The 18,862-nt window shown below is 44.3% G+C and carries 19 protein-coding genes; 18 read left to right on the top strand and 1 reads right to left on the bottom strand.

The window, feature by feature from the left end; all coding sequences use genetic code 11:
- The first annotated feature begins 107 nt into the window (after positions 1-107).
- Together H6571_08440 and ccsB are read left to right on the top strand one after the other, a co-directional pair.
- The gene (locus H6571_08440; protein MCB9323760.1) at positions 108-1,043 is read left to right on the top strand and encodes a lytic transglycosylase domain-containing protein; all 936 of its coding nucleotides are present in this window, start codon (positions 108-110) and stop codon (positions 1,041-1,043) included.
- A 178-nt stretch (positions 1,044-1,221) separates the two neighbouring features.
- On the top strand, positions 1,222-4,323 hold the full coding sequence (gene ccsB / locus H6571_08435; GenBank protein MCB9323759.1) for a c-type cytochrome biogenesis protein CcsB: 3,102 nt from the start codon (positions 1,222-1,224) through the stop codon (positions 4,321-4,323).
- A 461-nt stretch (positions 4,324-4,784) separates the two neighbouring features.
- On the opposite strand, the gene H6571_08430 is transcribed toward ccsB, so the two are convergent.
- On the bottom strand, positions 4,785-6,395 hold the full coding sequence (locus tag H6571_08430) for a gliding motility-associated C-terminal domain-containing protein (GenBank protein ID MCB9323758.1): 1,611 nt from the start codon (positions 6,393-6,395) through the stop codon (positions 4,785-4,787).
- A gap of 365 nt (positions 6,396-6,760) precedes the next feature.
- Here H6571_08430 and H6571_08425 point away from each other — a divergent pair, with 365 nt between their 5' ends.
- The 16 genes from H6571_08425 (at position 6,761) to H6571_08350 (ending at position 18,714) form a co-directional block, all read left to right on the top strand.
- Entirely contained in the window at positions 6,761-7,063 is a 303-nt protein-coding gene (locus H6571_08425; GenBank protein MCB9323757.1) for a winged helix-turn-helix transcriptional regulator, read from the top strand.
- A gap of 36 nt (positions 7,064-7,099) precedes the next feature.
- Positions 7,100-7,345: a sulfurtransferase TusA family protein gene (locus H6571_08420; protein MCB9323756.1), complete on the top strand. Its 246-nt coding sequence runs from the start codon at positions 7,100-7,102 to the stop codon at positions 7,343-7,345.
- Positions 7,346-7,357: 12 nt separating this feature from the next.
- Complete coding sequence (locus H6571_08415) at positions 7,358-7,870, top strand: DsrE/DsrF/DrsH-like family protein (protein ID MCB9323755.1); 513 nt, start codon at positions 7,358-7,360, stop codon at positions 7,868-7,870.
- Positions 7,863-8,954, top strand: coding sequence for a lipoate--protein ligase family protein (locus H6571_08410; protein MCB9323754.1), 1,092 nt, complete (start codon positions 7,863-7,865; stop codon positions 8,952-8,954). The genes H6571_08415 and H6571_08410 overlap by 8 nt, the downstream gene beginning before the upstream one ends.
- The gene (locus H6571_08405) at positions 8,954-9,208 is read left to right on the top strand and encodes a hypothetical protein (GenBank protein ID MCB9323753.1); all 255 of its coding nucleotides are present in this window, start codon (positions 8,954-8,956) and stop codon (positions 9,206-9,208) included. Before H6571_08410 ends, H6571_08405 begins: the two co-directional genes overlap by 1 nt.
- 143 nt (positions 9,209-9,351) lie before the next feature.
- A complete protein-coding gene (locus tag H6571_08400; protein MCB9323752.1) occupies positions 9,352-9,732 on the top strand; it encodes a DsrE family protein in 381 nt (126 codons plus the stop codon).
- A 20-nt stretch (positions 9,733-9,752) separates the two neighbouring features.
- A complete protein-coding gene (gene gcvH, locus H6571_08395) occupies positions 9,753-10,217 on the top strand; it encodes a glycine cleavage system protein GcvH (protein ID MCB9323751.1) in 465 nt (154 codons plus the stop codon).
- An 88-nt stretch (positions 10,218-10,305) separates the two neighbouring features.
- The gene (locus H6571_08390) at positions 10,306-11,010 is read left to right on the top strand and encodes a 4Fe-4S dicluster domain-containing protein (protein MCB9323750.1); all 705 of its coding nucleotides are present in this window, start codon (positions 10,306-10,308) and stop codon (positions 11,008-11,010) included.
- Between the two features lie 94 nt (positions 11,011-11,104).
- On the top strand, positions 11,105-11,461 hold the full coding sequence (locus H6571_08385; protein MCB9323749.1) for a four helix bundle protein: 357 nt from the start codon (positions 11,105-11,107) through the stop codon (positions 11,459-11,461).
- A 68-nt stretch (positions 11,462-11,529) separates the two neighbouring features.
- A complete protein-coding gene (locus H6571_08380; protein ID MCB9323748.1) occupies positions 11,530-12,714 on the top strand; it encodes a heterodisulfide reductase subunit B in 1,185 nt (394 codons plus the stop codon).
- Between the two features lie 205 nt (positions 12,715-12,919).
- Positions 12,920-13,981 (top strand): CoB--CoM heterodisulfide reductase iron-sulfur subunit A family protein, encoded by a 1,062-nt coding sequence (locus H6571_08375; GenBank protein ID MCB9323747.1) that lies wholly within the window; start codon positions 12,920-12,922, stop codon positions 13,979-13,981.
- A 25-nt stretch (positions 13,982-14,006) separates the two neighbouring features.
- Entirely contained in the window at positions 14,007-14,753 is a 747-nt protein-coding gene (locus tag H6571_08370) for a hypothetical protein (protein MCB9323746.1), read from the top strand.
- A gap of 80 nt (positions 14,754-14,833) precedes the next feature.
- Entirely contained in the window at positions 14,834-16,060 is a 1,227-nt protein-coding gene (locus tag H6571_08365) for a 4Fe-4S dicluster domain-containing protein (protein MCB9323745.1), read from the top strand.
- 40 nt (positions 16,061-16,100) lie between these two features.
- Positions 16,101-16,538 (top strand): hypothetical protein, encoded by a 438-nt coding sequence (locus H6571_08360; protein MCB9323744.1) that lies wholly within the window; start codon positions 16,101-16,103, stop codon positions 16,536-16,538.
- Positions 16,539-16,637: 99 nt separating this feature from the next.
- Positions 16,638-17,600 (top strand): radical SAM protein, encoded by a 963-nt coding sequence (locus H6571_08355; GenBank protein MCB9323743.1) that lies wholly within the window; start codon positions 16,638-16,640, stop codon positions 17,598-17,600.
- Positions 17,587-18,714, top strand: a complete 1,128-nt coding sequence (locus H6571_08350) for a lipoate--protein ligase family protein (protein ID MCB9323742.1) — start codon at positions 17,587-17,589, stop codon at positions 18,712-18,714. Before H6571_08355 ends, H6571_08350 begins: the two co-directional genes overlap by 14 nt.
- Positions 18,715-18,862: the final 148 nt, after the last annotated feature.

Here is an 18,862-nt window from a genome sequence, read left to right as displayed (position 1 = left end):
GCCCCTGAAAATAAAGGATAACCTAACGCTTATCCATTTTTAAGCCCAAGTATTACAAGTACCAGGCACCCCGCAGTTAACCATTAACGAGCATCAATCAACCAGGCATGAAAAAATCAATCCAGATATTCACCATCATTGCGGCAAGTTTTCTGACTTTTGCCATTTTTGTTTCCTATTCCAACAATTCGTCAAAAGAGGGTAGGGCCTACAAGACTTTTTCAGGAGAAAAAGGGGCTGGCCAGGGGACTCCCCAGGTGGTGGAGAATTTAAAATTAAAAAAGGAGTATTCCTTTGCGGGGGAAGGCTTTCCAATGAATAATTTTGATGTTTATGAGCGATTGGAACGAGAGTTGCTGGTGAATACCTATTGGCATTCCAATACGATACTAAATATCAAGGCTTCCACGAGGTTCTTTCCGCTTTTTGAGAAGATATTGAAAGAAGAAGGGGTGCCGGATGATTTTAAATATATAGCCGTTGCCGAAAGTAACCTTAGAAATGTGAAGTCCCCGGCAGGAGCCTGTGGTATGTGGCAGTTTATGCAGGGCAATGCGGAACATTATAATATGGAGATCAGTAAGGACGTGGATGAGCGGTATCATGTGGAAAAATCCACCCGAGCGGCCTGTGCGTTGATCAAAGACCTGAAAAAACGATTCGGCAGCTGGACGATGGCTGCTGCGGCGTATAATTTTGGAGAAACCCGCCTGGCCAAGGAGATCGATGTTCAACGGGCGAAAACTTATTTCGATCTGAATCTCAATGAAGAAACTTCGCGTTATTTGTTTCGGCTTATTGCCATTAAAGAGCTGATCGAGAATCCCATGGATTTTGGTTATTACCTTGAGAAGGAGGATTATTACCAGCCGCTTGATCGCTACAAGGTCATTGAAGTGGACCAGTCCGTTGAGAATCTCGGTGATTTTGCTGTGGAACACGGTACGACTTACCGGGTACTTAAGATTTATAACCCATGGCTGAGGTCTTCATCCCTCAGTAATCCGTCCGGAAAAGTGTATAAAATAATGGTTCCCAAATAGAATCAGTCTTGTTTTCTCTTCCGTTGTTTAGAAATAATCTAAATTTGTTGTTTCAAATTTAACAGGGCTTTTTGCCCCCCTGGGATGTCCTGATAAACAGGTTAAAAGACTTCCTGTTTTTTTAGACAATGGGTATTTTAGTTGGAAAAAATTGAACAAAAGTCTTAACATTATTCCGATGAAAAAAATTTTTGACAGGCTTTTCTCTACCGGTTTTGCCGGGTTATATATCCTCACTTTTGCCATAGCGATTGGGGTCGCCACTTTTATTGAAAATGACTATGGAACGGATACTGCTCAAAAGCTGGTGTATTCGGCGAAGTGGTTTGAGGTATTATTGCTCCTTTTTTCCATTGCGCTGGTCGTCAATATCTTCAAATACCGGTTGTTCCGAAAAGAAAAATGGTCTGTTTTTCTTTTTCATATTTCAATACTTATCATTTTTTTTGGGGCGCTTATTACCCGCTACACAGGGTATGAAGGGGTGATGAACATACGGGAGGGGAGTGCCTCCAACCGGATATTGACCAACGATGCCTGGTTGCAGACCAGTGTCTTTGATGGCAGCCAGGGGCTATTGTTTGAGAATAAGGTGCTTTTCGGCAGCTGGGGTAAAAATAATTTTGCCAAAACATACAGGACCCCTCAGGCCGACATCAATATTCAATTGGCTGAATTTATTCCCAATGCGGTAGAGGAGTTGCAGGAGGATCCTGAAGGCGGGTTGATCATGGAACTGGTCGTTTCTGCAGGAGACGGTCAGCGCCGGGACATTTTCCTTAAAGAGGGTGAAACCCGACTGATGGGAACGTATTTCCTGGCTTTTGATTCTCTGGAAGAAGCCAACGTCATTCAATTTAAATATGAAAACGATTCCCTGTTTTTCAGGACGGATGAGGCGGTGAATTCCATGCAAATGTCAAACATGGCCAAGGATACGCTTGAAGCGGATGTTTTTCACCCTTTTAACGTGAGAACCCTGTACACTTTTTTGGGGATCAATCTCGTCATGAAAAGTTTCAATCCCAAAGCCAGTCTGAAGCTTGTTTCGTCTTCTCTAAAAGTAACGACCGGACAACAAGATGCGCTAAGGCTGAAATTAGACTGTAAAGGAGAAACAAAAGAAGTGGTCGTTTTTGGGGCCAAAGGGGTAGAAGGCAGTCCTCAGGAATTTGACCTGTGCGGCCAGCGGGTTTTTGTGGCTTATGGTTCGAAGTATATTGATCTTCCTTTTTCATTGAAATTGAACGACTTTCAACTGGAGCGCTATCCGGGCTCCAATAGTCCGTCCTCTTATGCCAGCGAGGTCACTTTGCTGGATGCGGCTAAAGGGGTGAATAAACCCTATCGTATTTTTATGAACAATGTTCTCAATTACCGGGGATTTCGATTTTTCCAATCCTCTTATGATCCTGATGAAAAAGGAACGCTGCTTTCAGTAAATCACGATTATTGGGGCACCATGGTTTCTTATCTCGGATATTTTTTGCTGGCTTTGGGCATGATTTTGACCTTGTTTTCCAAAAACAGCCGCTTTGTTTCCCTGGTGAGGAAGGTGGAAGGGTTGTCGGGCAAAACAGCGATGATAGCGGGTTTGGTTTTTATGTTGGGGACGATGCCGGCAGTAATGTCCGCAAAAACAACATTCCCTGTCGATAGCATCCCTGTTATTGATAAGGCCCATGCAGATACTATGAGCCGGATTTTGGTGCAGGATTTTAAAGGCCGCATCAAACCGTTGCATACCGTAGCCAGTGAGGTGGTGCGTAAGATATCCCGTAAACAGAGTCTTTATGGTCAGAATTCTATGCAGGTATTGCTGAGTATGGCCGTTTTTCCTGATGTATGGCAGGATGTTCCTTTAATTAAACTGACGCACCCTAAAATAGGAGCGCTTATCGGGAACGATGGAAAGCTCGCTTCATTCGTTGAATTTTTTGATAAGGAAGGGCGTTACCTGCTTTCGGCAGAGCTGGAGCGCGCCAATCAACTAAAACCCGTCGACCGGGGCACCTATGAAAAAGAATTGATCAAAGTGGATGAACGGCTCAATGTTTGCAACTATGTATTCAGCTCGGCTTTGTTTAAAATCTTCCCCAGGGAAGATACCACGGATACGCACTGGGACTCTCCGATTGATATTTCACAATCTCCACCGGAGGTGCCCAACAATGTTTTTACCCAAAAATTCTATACTGCCTATGTCGGTTTTGTAAGGGATGCCGTAAGAACAGGTAATTGGCAGGAAGCCAATGGGTTTACCCATTTGCTGGTGCTTTATCAGCATAAATTCGGAAAACATCTGGCGCCTTCAGATAGGAAGATTAGATACGAGGTCCTCTACAATAAGACGGATGTTTTCAGTCGGCTGATGAAGATTTACTTGTTCGCAGGATTCTTCCTATTGATATTTTTGCTGCTCCGGTTGTTCAATGCTTCATGGAATATGAAAATGCCGATTAGGGCAGGTTTCGCGGTCATTTTGCTTGCTTTTCTGGCGCATACGGCGGGGCTGTTGATTCGATGGTATATTTCTGGTCACGCACCATGGAGTAATGCTTATGAATCGTTGGTTTACATTGCGTGGGCGAGCATGCTGGCGGGGGTTATTTTTATGAAGCGATCCCCGCTTACTTTGGCAGCAACAGCGATATTGGCTTCCATGGTTTTAATGGTTGCCGGGTTGCAAATGATGGATCCTGAATTGACGCCGCTGGTGCCTGTATTAAAATCTTATTGGTTGAGTATTCACGTTTCCATGATCGTAGCCAGCTATGGCTTTTTAGCCCTGGGGGCTCTGATGGGTTTACTGAATCTCATCATTATGATCTTAAACTATAAGGGGGACAACAGCAACTTAAAGCGAACGCTGAAGGAACTTACCTATATCAATGAAATGACGATTACCATAGGGGTTTTCATGTTGAGTATTGGAACATTCCTCGGCGGAGTTTGGGCCAATGAATCCTGGGGACGCTATTGGGGCTGGGATGCCAAGGAGACCTGGGCGCTGGTGACTATCCTTATTTATGCTTTTGTGTTGCATATGCGTCTCATTCCCGGTTATCGTGGCCGGTATGCTTTTAACCTGGCTTCTGTGGTTGCCTATGGTTCCGTGGTTATGACTTATTTTGGGGTGAATTATTATCTTTCGGGATTACATTCCTACGCAACAGGTGATCCCGTACCGATCCCGACCTTTGTTTATTACACACTTGCGGTAATTTTTGTCATAGGCACAGGGGCTTATTTTGGTCATAGAAATGCGGAAAAAGCTTAATTAAATTTAAACCATGGACCATTTTTAAGTCCATGGTTTAAATTTTTCAGGTAAAAAAATGTCACGTTTCCAATCCTCGCGGCTTTTATATAGGAGGGTACTGGTTTTGTTACAGTTTATGATAAGCGATTTTTTGAGGGTGATTATGGCAATGTCGTATTCGATTACATTCACAAAAATCCTGTTGAACGGAATTTGGCCAATAGATTTGTGGACTGGGAATTTTCATCTGCCAGGGAATATTACATCCTGTCAAAAGGTGGAATTTGTAATCGGAATTTAGCCAGATTGTTGTTGGGTCGAACCGATTTTTAGCTCTAGTGGATCATCAGTGACGGCCTGACTCTAAGTCAGGCCGTCACTGATGATCCGGTCACTGGAGGCTCCACTCCCGGAAAAATCCATCCGTAAATGACCTGAAAGTTATCTTTTGATTTTTTAACATAACAAGGCACGAGTTCTTATCTCAACAGCATAACATCTCCTTTCAGCCGCTCCGACTTCCCATCCCTGAATTCAATCTCTGCAAACCAGGTGTACACTCCCACAGGCCAACCTTCGCCGTCCCAGGCTGCTGAAACGTCATTAGGCATAATGTTTTTCTGTTCGAATACCAAATCACCCCACCTGTCAAAAATTGCAAAATGTTCAACGGTTTTTACATCGCCCCCATCCATCAGCATGAAAAAGTCATTGATGCCGTCGAAGTTGGGAGAAAAGACATTGGGGGCAAAAACCTCCCGGCAATTTTCAAAAGAAACATTTATCGCATCCTCCACCGTTCCACAGTAATTGATAACCTTCACGCTGTAAGTTCCCGCTTTGTCAATATGAAGTGAATCTCCCGTATTTCCATTCTGCCATAAGTAGGATTCCGCCAGTGGGTCGTAGGCATTTAGCGTTAATACTTGTTCCAGGCATAAAATGGTGTCTTGCCCGAGGTCCACATCAGGCCAGGAGGTGTATTCTACCATAACCCTGTCGGTGGAAATGCAGAAAGTATCGGTTCTTGTGACGGTGACCATATAAGTACCTGCTTCCAAAACGGAAAAGGTGGGCTGCTGACTGCCGTCTGACCATTCGTAGGTTGCCGTGGGAGTGGTAACATTAAGGTTTAAGACATCGCCTTCACACAATAAGGTGTCCGGCCCCAGGTCAAAAAATACGGAATCTCCGGCGACTTCAACCAGTACATCATCATGGATAATATTGTCACAGGCATCTCTTATTTCAACAGCATATAAGGTGGTTTGAGAAGGGGAGGCAATAGGGTTGGGCGAAAAAGGGTTGTCCAGTCCTTCCACAGGAGTCCAACTGTAAGACACTCCTTCACTGACATGAAAAGGAACCTGCCCGCCGGGGCACATGACTACATCCTGAAGCTCATCGAGAAAAGTAGTGTATTTCAAACAGACCCGGTGGTAGTTATTGGACCCTCCTGTGGCGGAGGTGAATCCCCAAAAAACATGAGGGTCGCCTCCAAAAATATTGTTTACAATATCTCCGGTGTAGGATAACCTGAGTTCGCAGTCGAAATAAATTTTAAGCAATAGAGCCTCCGCATCCCAACTCACCCGGAAATCATGATTGTTGCAGTCTTCAATATTGCTGCTGGTGGCGGAAGCCTGAACCGGACCGGCCAGGTTGTTGGATGATCCGTGGGAGAGGTTTCCGTTTTTTAGCACGGCAATATGATCGGCAACCGGATCTCCTTTGTCTATATTTTGCCAGGTATCGATTTCAATCCCGAGAGAGGGTACCACACCGCCAAATCCTATATCCCCTCCGCCCATGCCAATGGAAGTACTGACAGGCTGAAAGCCAAAAACCAACCCATCCGCACCGTCTCCGTCTTTGCATCCTAAGAATACTTCAAGGACTACTTCGAAGGATTCGTTGAGGTTGATCTTGTCCGGATTCCAGATGGAACCGGCCGACCAGTTTTGTTCGTAAGTGAGCTGGTAGCAACTACTGTCACTCATTTGAAAAGCATCTCCGTTTAAAAAGAACTGTCCAAAATTCGTACCGCTAAAACTCAAAATCAAAAGAAGCATCAAGGCAAAACGTTTCATGGCGTATCGGTATATTGTTGATCTTATTTAGTACGCCCGGAGGCAGAAAATCAGTAGGGAAGGCAGGTTAATTTTTCAGGACCAGGCCAGGTTCAAATTTAGCGTTTTTTTTCGTTAACCACAATAAACCAACTGCTTTCATTGTGTGGGAGTTTGCAGAATTACAGGGTGATAATTCTTAATAAAACCCTTTTGGGGTAATTTAATTTCATTGTAAATGAAATGTTGTATATTCTGAATTTTGGCACTTTGCTTAATTATAATCTGTCTAAATAAGTCAAATCCCATCAAAAATTTTATTTTTTTCTTTAATACTTGAACATTTGTTCATAACTTCATTCAAACAAAAGCAAATATTATTGATTATGAGCGATGTCGAAAATAAAATTGACCCGGTTAAGCTGGGTAAAATAGCGGATGTGTTGAAAGTTATTTCCCATCCTGTACGATTGGAGGTTTTGGAATTGCTTCAAAAAAAAGAAATGTTATCTGTGGGCGAAATCAGGGAAGAGTTGGAGGTTGAGCAGTCATTATTATCTCACCATTTGACCAAGATGAAAGATAAGGGGGTTTTAGATTCTTTCAGGCAAGGGAAGAATATTATCTATCAAATCGCGATTCCGGAAATAACGAATATTTTTGACTGTATGCGGCATTGTAATTTGTAGATGCAACAATTTATATATCGAACTAAATAGAACTAAATTATGTCAGAACACAATGTAAAAATGACACTGGACTGTTCTGGTCTTATGTGTCCGATGCCAGTTGTAAAAACAAAAATGGCGATCAAAAAACTCGACATCGGGGATGTTTTGGAAATGGTTTCAACCGATCCCGGATCGATGCCTGATATGGAGGCCTGGGCCAGGCAGACTCAGCATGAATTGGTAGAAGCGAAAGATGAAGGGGAGCATGTGTATCGTTTTTTCATTAAAAAAACGCATTAAAAATTAAACATCATGTCAGAGAAACGACGTAAACTAGCCCTTATCGCCAGTCAGGGAACGCTTGATTGGGCCTATCCACCTTTCATCCTAGCATCAGGTGCTGCTGCAATGGATTGGGACGTGGCTATTTTTTTTACCTTTTACGGCTTGCCCTTATTGAAAAAGGACATTAAAGCCGCCGTATCCCCGCTTGGGAATCCGGCTATGCCGATGAGAATGCCTTTTGGTTCGAAGGGCTTCCAAAAAATAAACTGGGCCATCCCCAATCTGGTCACTTCCAATATTCCTGGTTTTGAGTCCGTAGCTACTTCCCTGATGAAACAAACCTTCAAAAGTAAGGGAGTGGCTTCGGTGCAGGAGTTGCGCGATATGTGCATTGAAATGGAAGTCAGAATGATTGGTTGCCAGATGACTATGGATGTATTTGGGTTTTCCAAGGAAGATTTTATTGATGAGGCTGAGATCGGTGGGGCCGCAACTTTCCTGGAATATGCCGCAGATTCAAATGTAAGTTTGTTTGTCTGATTCAGCCATTCGATTCATTGATGCGGGAACCGTCAGCGGTATTCGGTCCCAAACCATCTATCACGCTCTTGGGTATGCCCAAACGAAGGCCACCCCTGATACGATTGTTTTTGCCATTCCTGAATCTCCCTACATGTGTCTTGGATTTTTTCAGGATGCTGCCCGGGAGCTTGATCTGGATTTCTGTAAGAAAAAGGGGCTTCCGGTGGTGAGAAGGGAGCAGGGTGGAGGAGCAGTATATATAGATAGCGATCAATTATTTGTACAGTGGATATTTCAACCCAAAAGTTTGCCGCTAAACGTAGCGCAACGGTTTCGACTCTTCGTCGAACCCATGATTGAAACCTATAAAAGGATTGGCATCGACGCCTATTTTCATCCCATCAATGACGTTCACGTCGGTGGGAAGAAAATCGTGGGTACCGGGGCCGCCGGAATCGGTGAAGCCGAGATAGTGACGGGTAATTTCCTGTTTGACTTCGATTTCGATACCATGATCCGGGCACTTAATGTGCCGGATGAGGATTTTAGAAGCGTATTCGGAAATAGTCTCAGGCAGTATTTAACGACCATTAACAAGGAACTCGAATTTCCCCCTTCCAGGGAAGAGATCAAAAAGGTTTATGTAGAGGTTTGCCAAAATATACTGAAACGAAATTTAGTGCCCGGGGAATTTACCGGTGACGAAATGGAAAAGATGCTCGAACTCGATCATAAAATGAGCACTCCGGAATGGTTGTTTCAATACGAAAAACCCGAAGTGAATAACAGGATGGTTAAAGTGCATGCCGGAGTTTTTGTAGGATCTGGTTCTTTTTCCGCTGATGGAGTTCAGGGACAGGTTGTTTTGACAATGAATAATGACCATATTGAATCTATTGGCCTTTCCGGAAAAATGCCGTGGCTGACCAAGAAAAAATCAGCCCTGGAAGCCGCTTTGAAAGGATTGAAACTTGATGTTGAAATATTGAAAAAAGAAACCTTCCCTGTTTTTTCTAACGAAAAAAACAGGGAGGCGGAGCAGGAACTTGATGCCTTGATTGAGGAAATCATCGAAATAAGTAAAAGAAAACCAGGAGGCTGATGGCAGGTTGGCGCGACAGAATTATCGATGCAGCGGAAGTAGCCCAAATGTATGAGGACAATCCCGGAGTCTGGCTTTTACTCGATGTTTTGGAAACCGGACCAAACGGCAGGGCTTCAAAATTCAGGTTGCTGGCCCAGGCAAAGGATAAAAATGATTTGTACGATATACTGATGGAAGATGAAGCTTGGAGCTGGGATAAAAAATACATTTTCGTTTATTCCGACCCCGACAAGCACTGTGACCTGATCTAGTTGCTCGTTACTCGTTACTTGTTGCACGTTGTAAAAGCAAACATAAAAAACCAGCAACCAGTAACGAGTAACCAGTAACGAGCAACGAGTAACTGTAACCAGTAACCAGCAACACAATTACTAACCATTAAATAAAAGCAAAAATGGAAGATCTCGAAGGCAAAAAGATCCTTGTGATTCAGACACATGGCGTTGAGGCGCCAACCCGAACGTACTCCCCTTTATTTTATGCCGTAGCGGCGGCGGCGATGGAAATGGAAGTCATGGTCTGGTTTACCATGAACGGAACCAATCAGCTCAGAAAAGGCGTCGCCGAAATGATCAAACTGGATCCCTCCAGTAATACCTGCTTGAAAGATATGTTGCAAATGTGCCTGGATTCCGAGGTTAAATTACGGGTCTGCCAGCAAAGCCTGAGTTTGTGGAACATGACTCCGGCGGATCTGATCGATGAGGTGGAGATCCTTGGCGCCACCAGTATCATTGATCTCGCTTTGAATTACGATCATGTTATGTATTTCTAAAACCTTTAAAGTCTCAAACAATGACAGAAAAAATAAACGAATGCATCCTGTATACCAACCTGCACTACAAAGTGGAAGATAATACATGGATCAGGGTTAATGAAGACGGAACCGTCACGGTAGGGATGACGGATATCGCTCAATCACTTGCCGGACCGGTCTTGCATGCTAAAGCCAAAAATGTGGGCATGGTTCGCGCCAAAGGACGCCCAATTGCTACCGTTGAAAGTGGAAAGTGGGTGGGCCCGGTAAAATCTCCGGTTTCAGGCGAGATCGTTGAGGTCAATGAGGAACTGGCAGCCGATGCACAGTTGCTCAACAGGAGCCCCTACAATAAAGGATGGGTGGTGAAAATGAAGCCCCAAAATCTCACTGAGGATATGTCGGATCTCGTTACAGGTGACGCTGCTGTGGATGCTTACCGCGCCAAAATCGAAGCAGATGGTATTACCTGTACCCATATAGCAGGAACGGAAGAAGTCTGAGGCAATGGTAAAGGAGTAAACTTGTTGGTAACAGGCCTATATCCTCCTTGCTTTCTTTTTTCCATTCATCATTTTAAAAACAATCAACATGACTCTTGATTTATCAATGAATAAGTATTCCGATGTTTCCATGGCGGAAAAGGAACGACTTTTTGAGGAAGTTAAGTCGGATGATCGCTGGCATCATATTTTATATGGCTGTTATGAGTGCGGCATTTGTGTGGCAGCCTGCCCTTCAGCCCGGTTTTATGATTTCAGTCCCAGGGTGATCGCACAGGCTGTCGCCAGGGAAGATGTGGATCTGATTTACACTTTGATGAATGACAGTATCTGGGATTGTTCCCAGTGTTTTTCCTGCGATCGGTGCCCGCGTCAGAATTCTCCGGGGCAGATCATCACCGTCATGAGGGAGGTGGCCGTAAAGAATGGTCTTCAGACCGCCAAACAGGCCCTCGAAGGTTACGGACGGATCATCTATAAAATTATGTCCACCGGATCTCAGGTGTCCCCTGATATGTTGCAACCCGATGCCTTCCCGGATTGGGGGGTTCACGTGCATGAAATAGCCGATAACCTGGACATCTGGAGGAAAGCCCTGCCGCCGGAAACCCTGCACACCACGGAAACCGGCTGGACCATCGACGACAAAACCATCATTGAGCTCTATCTTATCTGGCACATGACCGGCGTAATGGACCTCATTGAAGGAATCGACGAAGGCCTTTTCATGATCCTCGTTGACGTAATGGAAGAACGCCTGGAAGAAGCCGGCTACGATGTGACCTTTGACTAAAAGGTTAAAGACAAAAGGCTAATTACAAAAGACTAAAGACTAAAGTTTTAATTAGGCGTCTTGGCTTTGAAAAAATCAAAAAAACTAAATGAAAATGGAAAGGAAATATGACCTACAGCAAAGGCTGATGTCTTTTTCGGTTATGGTTTTAAATTTTGTGGATTGTTTACCAAACAGTTATGTTGGGAATTATTTTGGCAATCAATTAATCAGGTCAGGTACTTCTCCTGCTTTAAATTATGCCGAATCTCAAGCTGCTGTATCGAGTAAGGATTTTTTAAATAAGGTAAGTATCTGCCTAAAAGAGCTAAGAGAAAGCCAGGTTAACTTGAATATCATCAAAATGAAACCTTTGGTGGATTTTGAAAAAATCGAACCGGTTTTAAATGAGTGTGATCAATTGGTAGCAATTTTTACAACCATAGTTAAAAACAAAAAAAATAATATGTAAAAACAAGGACTAAGACTAAAGTAAATTCACTTTAACCTTTAGTCTTTAACCTTTAAATTTTTAAGAATATGATTCATTTACCAATTTCAAAAGCAAACAAGCGTATTTTCAAAGCAGATCCGGATAATGCGCCGACCCACGATATTCGTGAAGAAATTTTCCAGTTGGAAAAAGAAGGGGAATGGATCGTCCAGCGTGTCCCGGAGCCATATGTCGAGGTGCAGACCAAGTACGGGAGGATGAAAAAAATTCCTATTGAAAAGACCTGGCATCACAAGAGTTGTGGTCAGTGCGGGCATATTCCCGGGTACTCTACTTCCATTTTCTGGCTCAACAGGGAATTTGGACTGGACTACCATGATCCCACCAATCAGACTTCCTGCACGGCATGGAACTACTACGCTTCAGCAACTTCAAATCCTGAAGCCCAGGCTGCTGTGGCTCTCAGGAATTTCGCGTCGGCTTACGAAACCGGATATTTCCCGCTGATCCATTGTGGTACCAGCTTCGGTCACTATAAAGAAGTGCGTCATGCTTTGGTTCATCAGCCGGAACTGAGACGGAAAGTGCGTGATATCATGAAACGGTTGGGCAAACCTTTCGTAATTCCCGAAGAGGTGGTTCACTACAGTGAGTGGGTTTATGCCATGCGTGATCGTATCGCTGAAAGACAGGTGATCGACATGAGTAATATCGCTGCAACAGTGCATCCAGCCTGCCATTATCACAAGCTGATCGAAGAAGATGCTATCTATTCTGAAGAAATTTACGGCGCACAGCGTTCGGCTATCATTACCGGTGTCCTCACCAAGCTGGGCATTGATGTAAAGGATTACTCCACCTGGTTCGACTGCTGTGGATTTGGGTTCAGACATATTCTTGTTTCCCGTGATTTTTCACGCTCATTTTCCATTCAGCGGAAAATTGAAGTGATGAAAGAGGAAGCCAACCCGGATGTAGTAGTTACCCACGATACAGGTTGTGTAACGACCCTCGATCAGAGTCAGTTTGCCGGAGAAGCCCATAACAGAAATGTCGGCTTACCGGTCATGTCGGATTCGCAAATGGCAGCCCTGGCAATGGGAGCCCATCCGTATAAAGTACTCCAGTTGCATTGGCACAATACCAATAACAAGCCCTTCCTGGAAAAACTGGGCATCGACCATAAAAAGAAATGGGCTGAATTTCAGGTAGAATGTGATAAGATCAAGTCAGGGGAAAAAGAATACATGACCTGGGATGACGCTAAGTAATTTAACAGTTGTTGAAAAAACGATTTCAACTAGTTTATTAACTGATATTAGTTTGATAATTTTTATTCATTGATTATCAATACAACACGGGGTAAATTTTGAAAACACAAAAGCAAAAAATAACGATTCACCAAATCTCAAATGTTGTGTTTTTAAAATTTACCCCTTCATAGATTAAACAAATAAATCCTTAATTAAATAAGATATGGCAAACCAAGATATCGTAATTATTGGAGGCGGACCTGCCGGAATCGAGGCAGCTAAAGGAATAGGAGACCTGGGATATAAGGCCATTTTGGTCGAAAAAAGAGATCGCCTGGGAGGAAATCCTGACGAACAGCAATACGCAGCGTTAACGCCTGACCTTCGCGATGCCGACGAGGCAATTGCAGAAATGATTGCGCCACTCACGGCCAATCCCAACGTGGAAGTGATGTATAATACCCTCGTTACAGGTGCCGAAGGGTCAGTGGGCGATTTTACTATCAAAGCCCTGAGCATGGGCAAAGAGGTAGAGATCAAAGCCGGAGCGGTGATCATCTCTACCGGCTTCCAGCATTTTGATCCGGGAAGGGAAACGCAAAAATACGGCTACTATGAGCACGATGATGTGTTGACGCTTACCGATGCGGAAAAGATGCTGAAGGCAGGCAATTTCGTACGCCCTTCCAACGGAGAAGTCCCCAAACGCATTTGCTTCATCCAGTGCGTTGGTTCCAGGGATCGCCAGATCGGTAATGAATATTGCTCAAAAGTTTGCTGCGGTATTTCATCCAAACAGGCTATAGAAGTACGTAAGCTGGTGCCGGATTGTAAGGTATTCATTTTTTATATCGACATGCGGATGTATGGCTATTGGGAAAATGAAATCTACTGGCCTGCCCAGGAAAAATATAAAGTCAACTACATAAAGGGTATGGCGACGGAAATCGTCAAAAAAGGCGATAAACTGCTCGTGAAAGGAGAGGATACGACCCTACGCCGCCCAATGGAAGTTGAAATGGATATGGTCATCCTGGCCGTGGGCATGGAACCGAGTGAGGGAACCAAACAAATGGCCTCCATTTTTGGCCTCCAGCAAAATAAATACAATTTTATTGAAGCAATTGGAGGGCCACTGGATACCGTTTCCACCAATGTGAAGGGAGTATTTGCTGCCGGAGCCTGCACAGGACCCGCTGACCTGGAAGATTCTGTTAGCGCAGGCGGGCTGGCCGCCATGAAAGCTATTGCTTCTGTAAGAAAAGCAGCACTGGTCACTGCCTGATTTTTGTACCCTTAAGCACTAATATATGAGCCAGGTTGTCGATACGGATACGGCCCGTGAGTTTATGAAAGAAACGATGGAAAAGATCCAGGAAGGATCTTTGGAATTGATCGTCAGTGAACTGGAGATCAAAAGTCGATTCTTTTATGATAAACTGGGAACGCCGGAACTTTTGCAAAAGCTTTCAAAGGAAGACGTTTTCGAAGTGCTCAGACACATTTTTTGCACGCGAAGAGCAGCAAAAAAGATTTTAGAGGAACAAATAGACTTTGAAGCTTTTAAAAAAACAGCTTCCAACCTGCTTCATTCAGAAAAATCTCTGGAACAAAGGTTTCAGCAATTTTGTGACAGCCTGGATAGGCTCGATGTAAATATTCGGTATGACCTGGCAGGAGAGCTCCTTCATTACACTTTTCCCGACAAATACTGGCTTTGGTGCCGATGGATGTGGGATCCAAAAGTTAAAACAGGATCACTGCCTTTGGTGACTACCGATGACTACAATTTTGAAGGAGAAAACTTAGGAGATACCTATATGAAAGTAGGGAAAGCGCTGGTCTTTGTTCACCAGGTTGGCGAAGCCGCCGGATTTCAAAATATCAGTCGCAGCCTTTTCGGTACCAGCGTTTTTCTGAGTTGTGTGTATGTCATTTACGCTTACACCATATTGAGAATGAGAATGACACAGGAGTTCAATAAGGTAATGCCCGGTCTGACGGAATTTTCCCGCAGGATACTCGGAATTTACCATGCGAAACCTGTAAATAATTAAACAATTCACTTTTTTTACTATACATTTCTATTGTTATGTCAAAAATTGAAAAAGAAAGAATAATCGAAAAAGAATCTGCCATGGTCCAGGGTATCGAACTTACCGCGGATTGGAACAGAATGTTCGAACAGCGTGTGGTTTTTGATTATGATACGACCGGGCTCGACAAGGTTTCGGAGATTCCGGGTGGCGAATCCATGGCCTGGTGTTATCAGTGTACCCAGTGTATCCCCGTTTGTCCGGTCAATACGGTTGGTGGAGAATATGGCCCGAGAAAAATATTCAGAAAACTTCAGCAGGGGATGGATCTGTTGACCCATGACGACCTTTGGAAATGTACGACCTGTGCCAACTGCCTCAGGGTGTGCCCAAAAGTGGTGAATATGATTGACATTATGCCTGCCGTCAGGGGGGAAGCTGTTATGGCTGGAAATGTTCCTGATGAGTTGCAGGTGGCCTTTGAAAATACTTTTGAATATGGCAATCCTCTTGGAGAATCACAGCGCAAGCGTGCCGATTGGATCAAGGATGCCGGCGTGGAGGTTCCTGTCATGAAGGATATTAAACGGGAGGTTGATGTGCTTTGGTTTGTGGAATGTTATCCGGCTTATCACCACAGAGGCAAAGATGCCACTACTGCACTGGCTAAAATCCTGTCTACTCTTGAGGTGGATTACGGGATATTGGGAACAGAGGAAAAATGCTCCTGCGATTCTCAAAGACTCGCCGGTGAGCAGGGACTGTTCGAAGAATTTGCGGAATCGAACATCAAAACTTTCAGTAAGTATAAGTTCAATAAAATTATGACCACCGACCCTCATGCGTTGAATGCCCTCAAAAAAGAGTATCCAAAGTACGGAGGAGAATACGAAGTTGAGCATTATACCACCATGCTTGCTCCTATGATGGACAAGTTGAACCTGAAAAATAAGCTGAACTACAAAGTTACTTTCCACGATCCGTGTTATCTCGGTCGCCATAATGGTGAGTACGAGGCTCCTCGTAAAATACTGCAGTCACTTCCCGGTGTTGAACTGACGGAAATGGGCCGATGCAGGGAGCAGAGTTTTTGCTGCGGCGGTGGCGGTGGCGGTATGTGGCTCGATGGTTTCATGGCCGATCATGTCCAGGAACGCCTTTCCGAAAACAGGGTAAAAGAAGCCGTAGAAACTGGCGCCGATGTATTAGCCGTTTGTTGTCCGTATGAAGTTTCCCGTTTTGAAGACGCGGTCAAATCAACAGGTAATGAAGGGAAATTATTGGTTAAAGATATCGCCGAATTGATCCTGGAAGCGATGGGAGTTTAAAAGTGAAAAGGTTAAAGACTAAAAGATTAAAGTATTGTCTATGCAAAAAAGTATAAAAACAGATCTGCTGTACGACCCGGTGAATTATTTCTGGGTCAAAGCGGAAGGAAATAAAGCCAGGATAGGCATGAGTCCTTTGGTGGAACAAACCAGCGGTTCATTTGTGGCCATACAGTTCTCCAAATTGGGAGAAACACTGTCCAAAGACGAAAGCTTTGGCAGCGCCGAAGCGGAAAAACATGTGGGGCATATGAAAATGCCCGTTTCCGGGAAAATTCTGGCCATAAACGAAAAAGTGATCACTAACCCTCGATTGATCAATACAGATCCCTTCAATGAAGGTTGGCTGATTGAAGTGGAACTGACGAACTTTCCTAATGAATTTGATGGCCTGATCGCCGGAGAGGAGAACATCAGAACCTGGTTTGAGGCAGAACTCAAAAAGTTTGATGAAAAAGGATGGCTGGCCCAACCATAAAAAATCATAAATTTTAAATGATAAATTTAAAATTGAAACCGGTTAGTGTCTGGAGTTAGGGAGGTGGATTTAATTTTAATTTAAGCGCTTAGTTCAAATATGCTGACAACAACGACCGTACAGGATAAAAAATCAGAGGCATTTGCCATCAGGCGTAAAAATTTTCCCGATGAAATCAAGTTTTATGCGCCGGGGTTGAAGTCTTATACTACCATGGAAATCGAACAAAAGAGCCCTAACGCTTTTTTGCCCATCAGCCTCACCGGTGGCGCCTGCGCACTGGATTGTGACCATTGCAATAAAAAAATTCTCGAACCCATGATCGCCCTCGACCAAAAAGAAGGGGTTTTTGAATTGTGCAAAAAGCTGAAAGCCTCCGGTACAGAATCTGTCCTGATCAGCGGAGGGTCGCTGAAAACAGGAGAGGTGCCGTTTATGAAACACATCGATCAGATCAAAAGGGTGAAGGACGAACTTGGCATGAAAGTCATCATGCATACCGGGTTGGTGTTGAAGGAAGAACAGGCCAAAGCCCTTAAGGAGGCTGGAGTGGATGGTGTGGCGCTGGATATTATCGGTGCTCAGGAAACCATCGAAGAAGTCTATCACATGGACGCCACCGTCGATGATTTTGAAAAGACTTTGAAATTATTATCTGATTATGGATTGAGTTTAAGGCCACATATCATCCTCGGCCTTCATTACGGGGAAATGCGCGGAGAGCACAAGGCCCTTGAAATGATCTCAAAGTATCCCTGTCATGCCCTTGTTTTGGTAGTCATTACGCCTTTGCACGATACGGCCATGTTTGGGGTTGTCCCACCGAGTCCTGAAACCATTGAGGCATTTTTTGTCGAATCGAGACTTAAGATGCCGGATACATATATTATGGTAGGCTGTTCCCGCCCCCAAGGTGCACACAAGGTGGCCGTGGATCGGGCAGCGGTAGAAGCCGGATTGAATGGCATTGCCTACCCGGCAGAAGGAATAGTCGGCTTGTCAAAAGAGATGGGCCTGAAACCTCAGTTCTTTGAAAATGCATGTTCCTGTGGAGTCGAATAAGTGTCGATACCTGCAGGAAGACGGCGTTTCTGCTTCGCGGGGACTGGCCGTTGATGAGTTTTTAACGGAAACGCATTCGGAACCGGGAGACCATCAGGCAACGCTTAGGTTGTACACCTATAAAACGAATTGTGCCCTTGTAGGAAGGTTTCAGAATATTTATGCTGAACTCGATATGGATACCTGCAAAGCAGAAGACGTAGGATTTAGCCGGAGACTGACGGGAGGAGGCGCCATCATTATGGGAGAAGATCAGCTGGGCATTTGTTTTGCCACTTCATCCGAAGCGTTTCCCTGGCAAAACCTCAGGGAACTATATGGTCTCTTTTCACAACCGGTGATCAACGCTTTGTCAAAATTGGGAATTAAAGCTGAATTCAGATCCAAAAATGACCTGGAAGTTGACGGGAAAAAAATTGCAGGGCTGGGCATTTATGTGAATCCCAAAGGCGCCATCCAGTTTCATACCAGTTTGTTGGTGGATCTGGATGTATTGGAAATGCTGAAGGTATTACAGATTCCCATTCAGAAATATTCTGATAGAAGGAAAATAGAGTCGGTGGAACAAAGGATCACCACCGTCAACCGGGAAGTCAACACAAAAGTTACTTTAGAAGAAGTCCGGGCCATGGTCAAAAGCGAATTTGAAAATTTTTTCAAATTCAGTTTCCTGGATCAGCCGATCACCCCAAACGAAAAACAGGCCGTTGAAAAATTGATCAGAGAGCGTTACGACGATGAAAACTGGGTTTTTCAACGGTCGCCCCAAACGGATATGACGGGGATGAGTGTTTTAAAAACGGCCGCGGGATTACTACGGACCTACATCGGGCTCAAAGGGGAAACCATCAAAAGTGTCCTGATCACAGGAGATTTTTTGGAGGAACCTGAGGTTTTTCGACTTATCGAAGGCCGCCTGAAATGGAGCCCGCTCGACAGGAAAAGCATAGAACAAGTGGTAGACCATGCTTTTTCAGAAGGACCGGCAGTGGAAAAAATCACCCGGGAACAAGTGGTGGATGCCATTTACCTTGCCGCCAGGAGAGCCGGTTCCGAGAACCGTTTTACTTATGACGGTTCCTGTTATTACCCTGAAAAAACCAAAAAGGAATGAGGATGTATAAAGCAGTAACGAGATGACACCTTTTGCGTTTTCGCAATGCCTACCCGGCGAAGAAGTCACCTCGAGCAACGAGTAACCAGTAACCAGCAACGAGTAACCAGTATACGAGATGACACCTTTTGCGTTTTCGCAATGCCTA

The organism is Lewinellaceae bacterium (genome assembly GCA_020636105.1).
Lineage (GTDB): Bacteria > Bacteroidota > Bacteroidia > Chitinophagales > Saprospiraceae > BCD1.
This window is presented reverse-complemented; position numbering and strand designations above follow the sequence as displayed.

Coding starts and splice junctions, on each gene's coding strand:
- H6571_08440 (MCB9323760.1), top strand. CDS start 108: ATGAAAAAATCAATCCAGATATTCACCATCATTGCGGCAAGTTTTCTG.
- ccsB (MCB9323759.1), top strand. CDS start 1,222: ATGAAAAAAATTTTTGACAGGCTTTTCTCTACCGGTTTTGCCGGGTTA.
- H6571_08430 (MCB9323758.1), bottom strand. CDS start 6,395: ATGAAACGTTTTGCCTTGATGCTTCTTTTGATTTTGAGTTTTAGCGGT.
- H6571_08425 (MCB9323757.1), top strand. CDS start 6,761: ATGAGCGATGTCGAAAATAAAATTGACCCGGTTAAGCTGGGTAAAATA.
- H6571_08415 (MCB9323755.1), top strand. CDS start 7,358: ATGTCAGAGAAACGACGTAAACTAGCCCTTATCGCCAGTCAGGGAACG.
- H6571_08405 (MCB9323753.1), top strand. CDS start 8,954: ATGGCAGGTTGGCGCGACAGAATTATCGATGCAGCGGAAGTAGCCCAA.
- H6571_08400 (MCB9323752.1), top strand. CDS start 9,352: ATGGAAGATCTCGAAGGCAAAAAGATCCTTGTGATTCAGACACATGGC.
- gcvH (MCB9323751.1), top strand. CDS start 9,753: ATGACAGAAAAAATAAACGAATGCATCCTGTATACCAACCTGCACTAC.
- H6571_08390 (MCB9323750.1), top strand. CDS start 10,306: ATGACTCTTGATTTATCAATGAATAAGTATTCCGATGTTTCCATGGCG.
- H6571_08385 (MCB9323749.1), top strand. CDS start 11,105: ATGGAAAGGAAATATGACCTACAGCAAAGGCTGATGTCTTTTTCGGTT.
- H6571_08380 (MCB9323748.1), top strand. CDS start 11,530: ATGATTCATTTACCAATTTCAAAAGCAAACAAGCGTATTTTCAAAGCA.
- H6571_08375 (MCB9323747.1), top strand. CDS start 12,920: ATGGCAAACCAAGATATCGTAATTATTGGAGGCGGACCTGCCGGAATC.
- H6571_08370 (MCB9323746.1), top strand. CDS start 14,007: ATGAGCCAGGTTGTCGATACGGATACGGCCCGTGAGTTTATGAAAGAA.
- H6571_08365 (MCB9323745.1), top strand. CDS start 14,834: ATGGTCCAGGGTATCGAACTTACCGCGGATTGGAACAGAATGTTCGAA.
- H6571_08360 (MCB9323744.1), top strand. CDS start 16,101: ATGCAAAAAAGTATAAAAACAGATCTGCTGTACGACCCGGTGAATTAT.
- H6571_08355 (MCB9323743.1), top strand. CDS start 16,638: ATGCTGACAACAACGACCGTACAGGATAAAAAATCAGAGGCATTTGCC.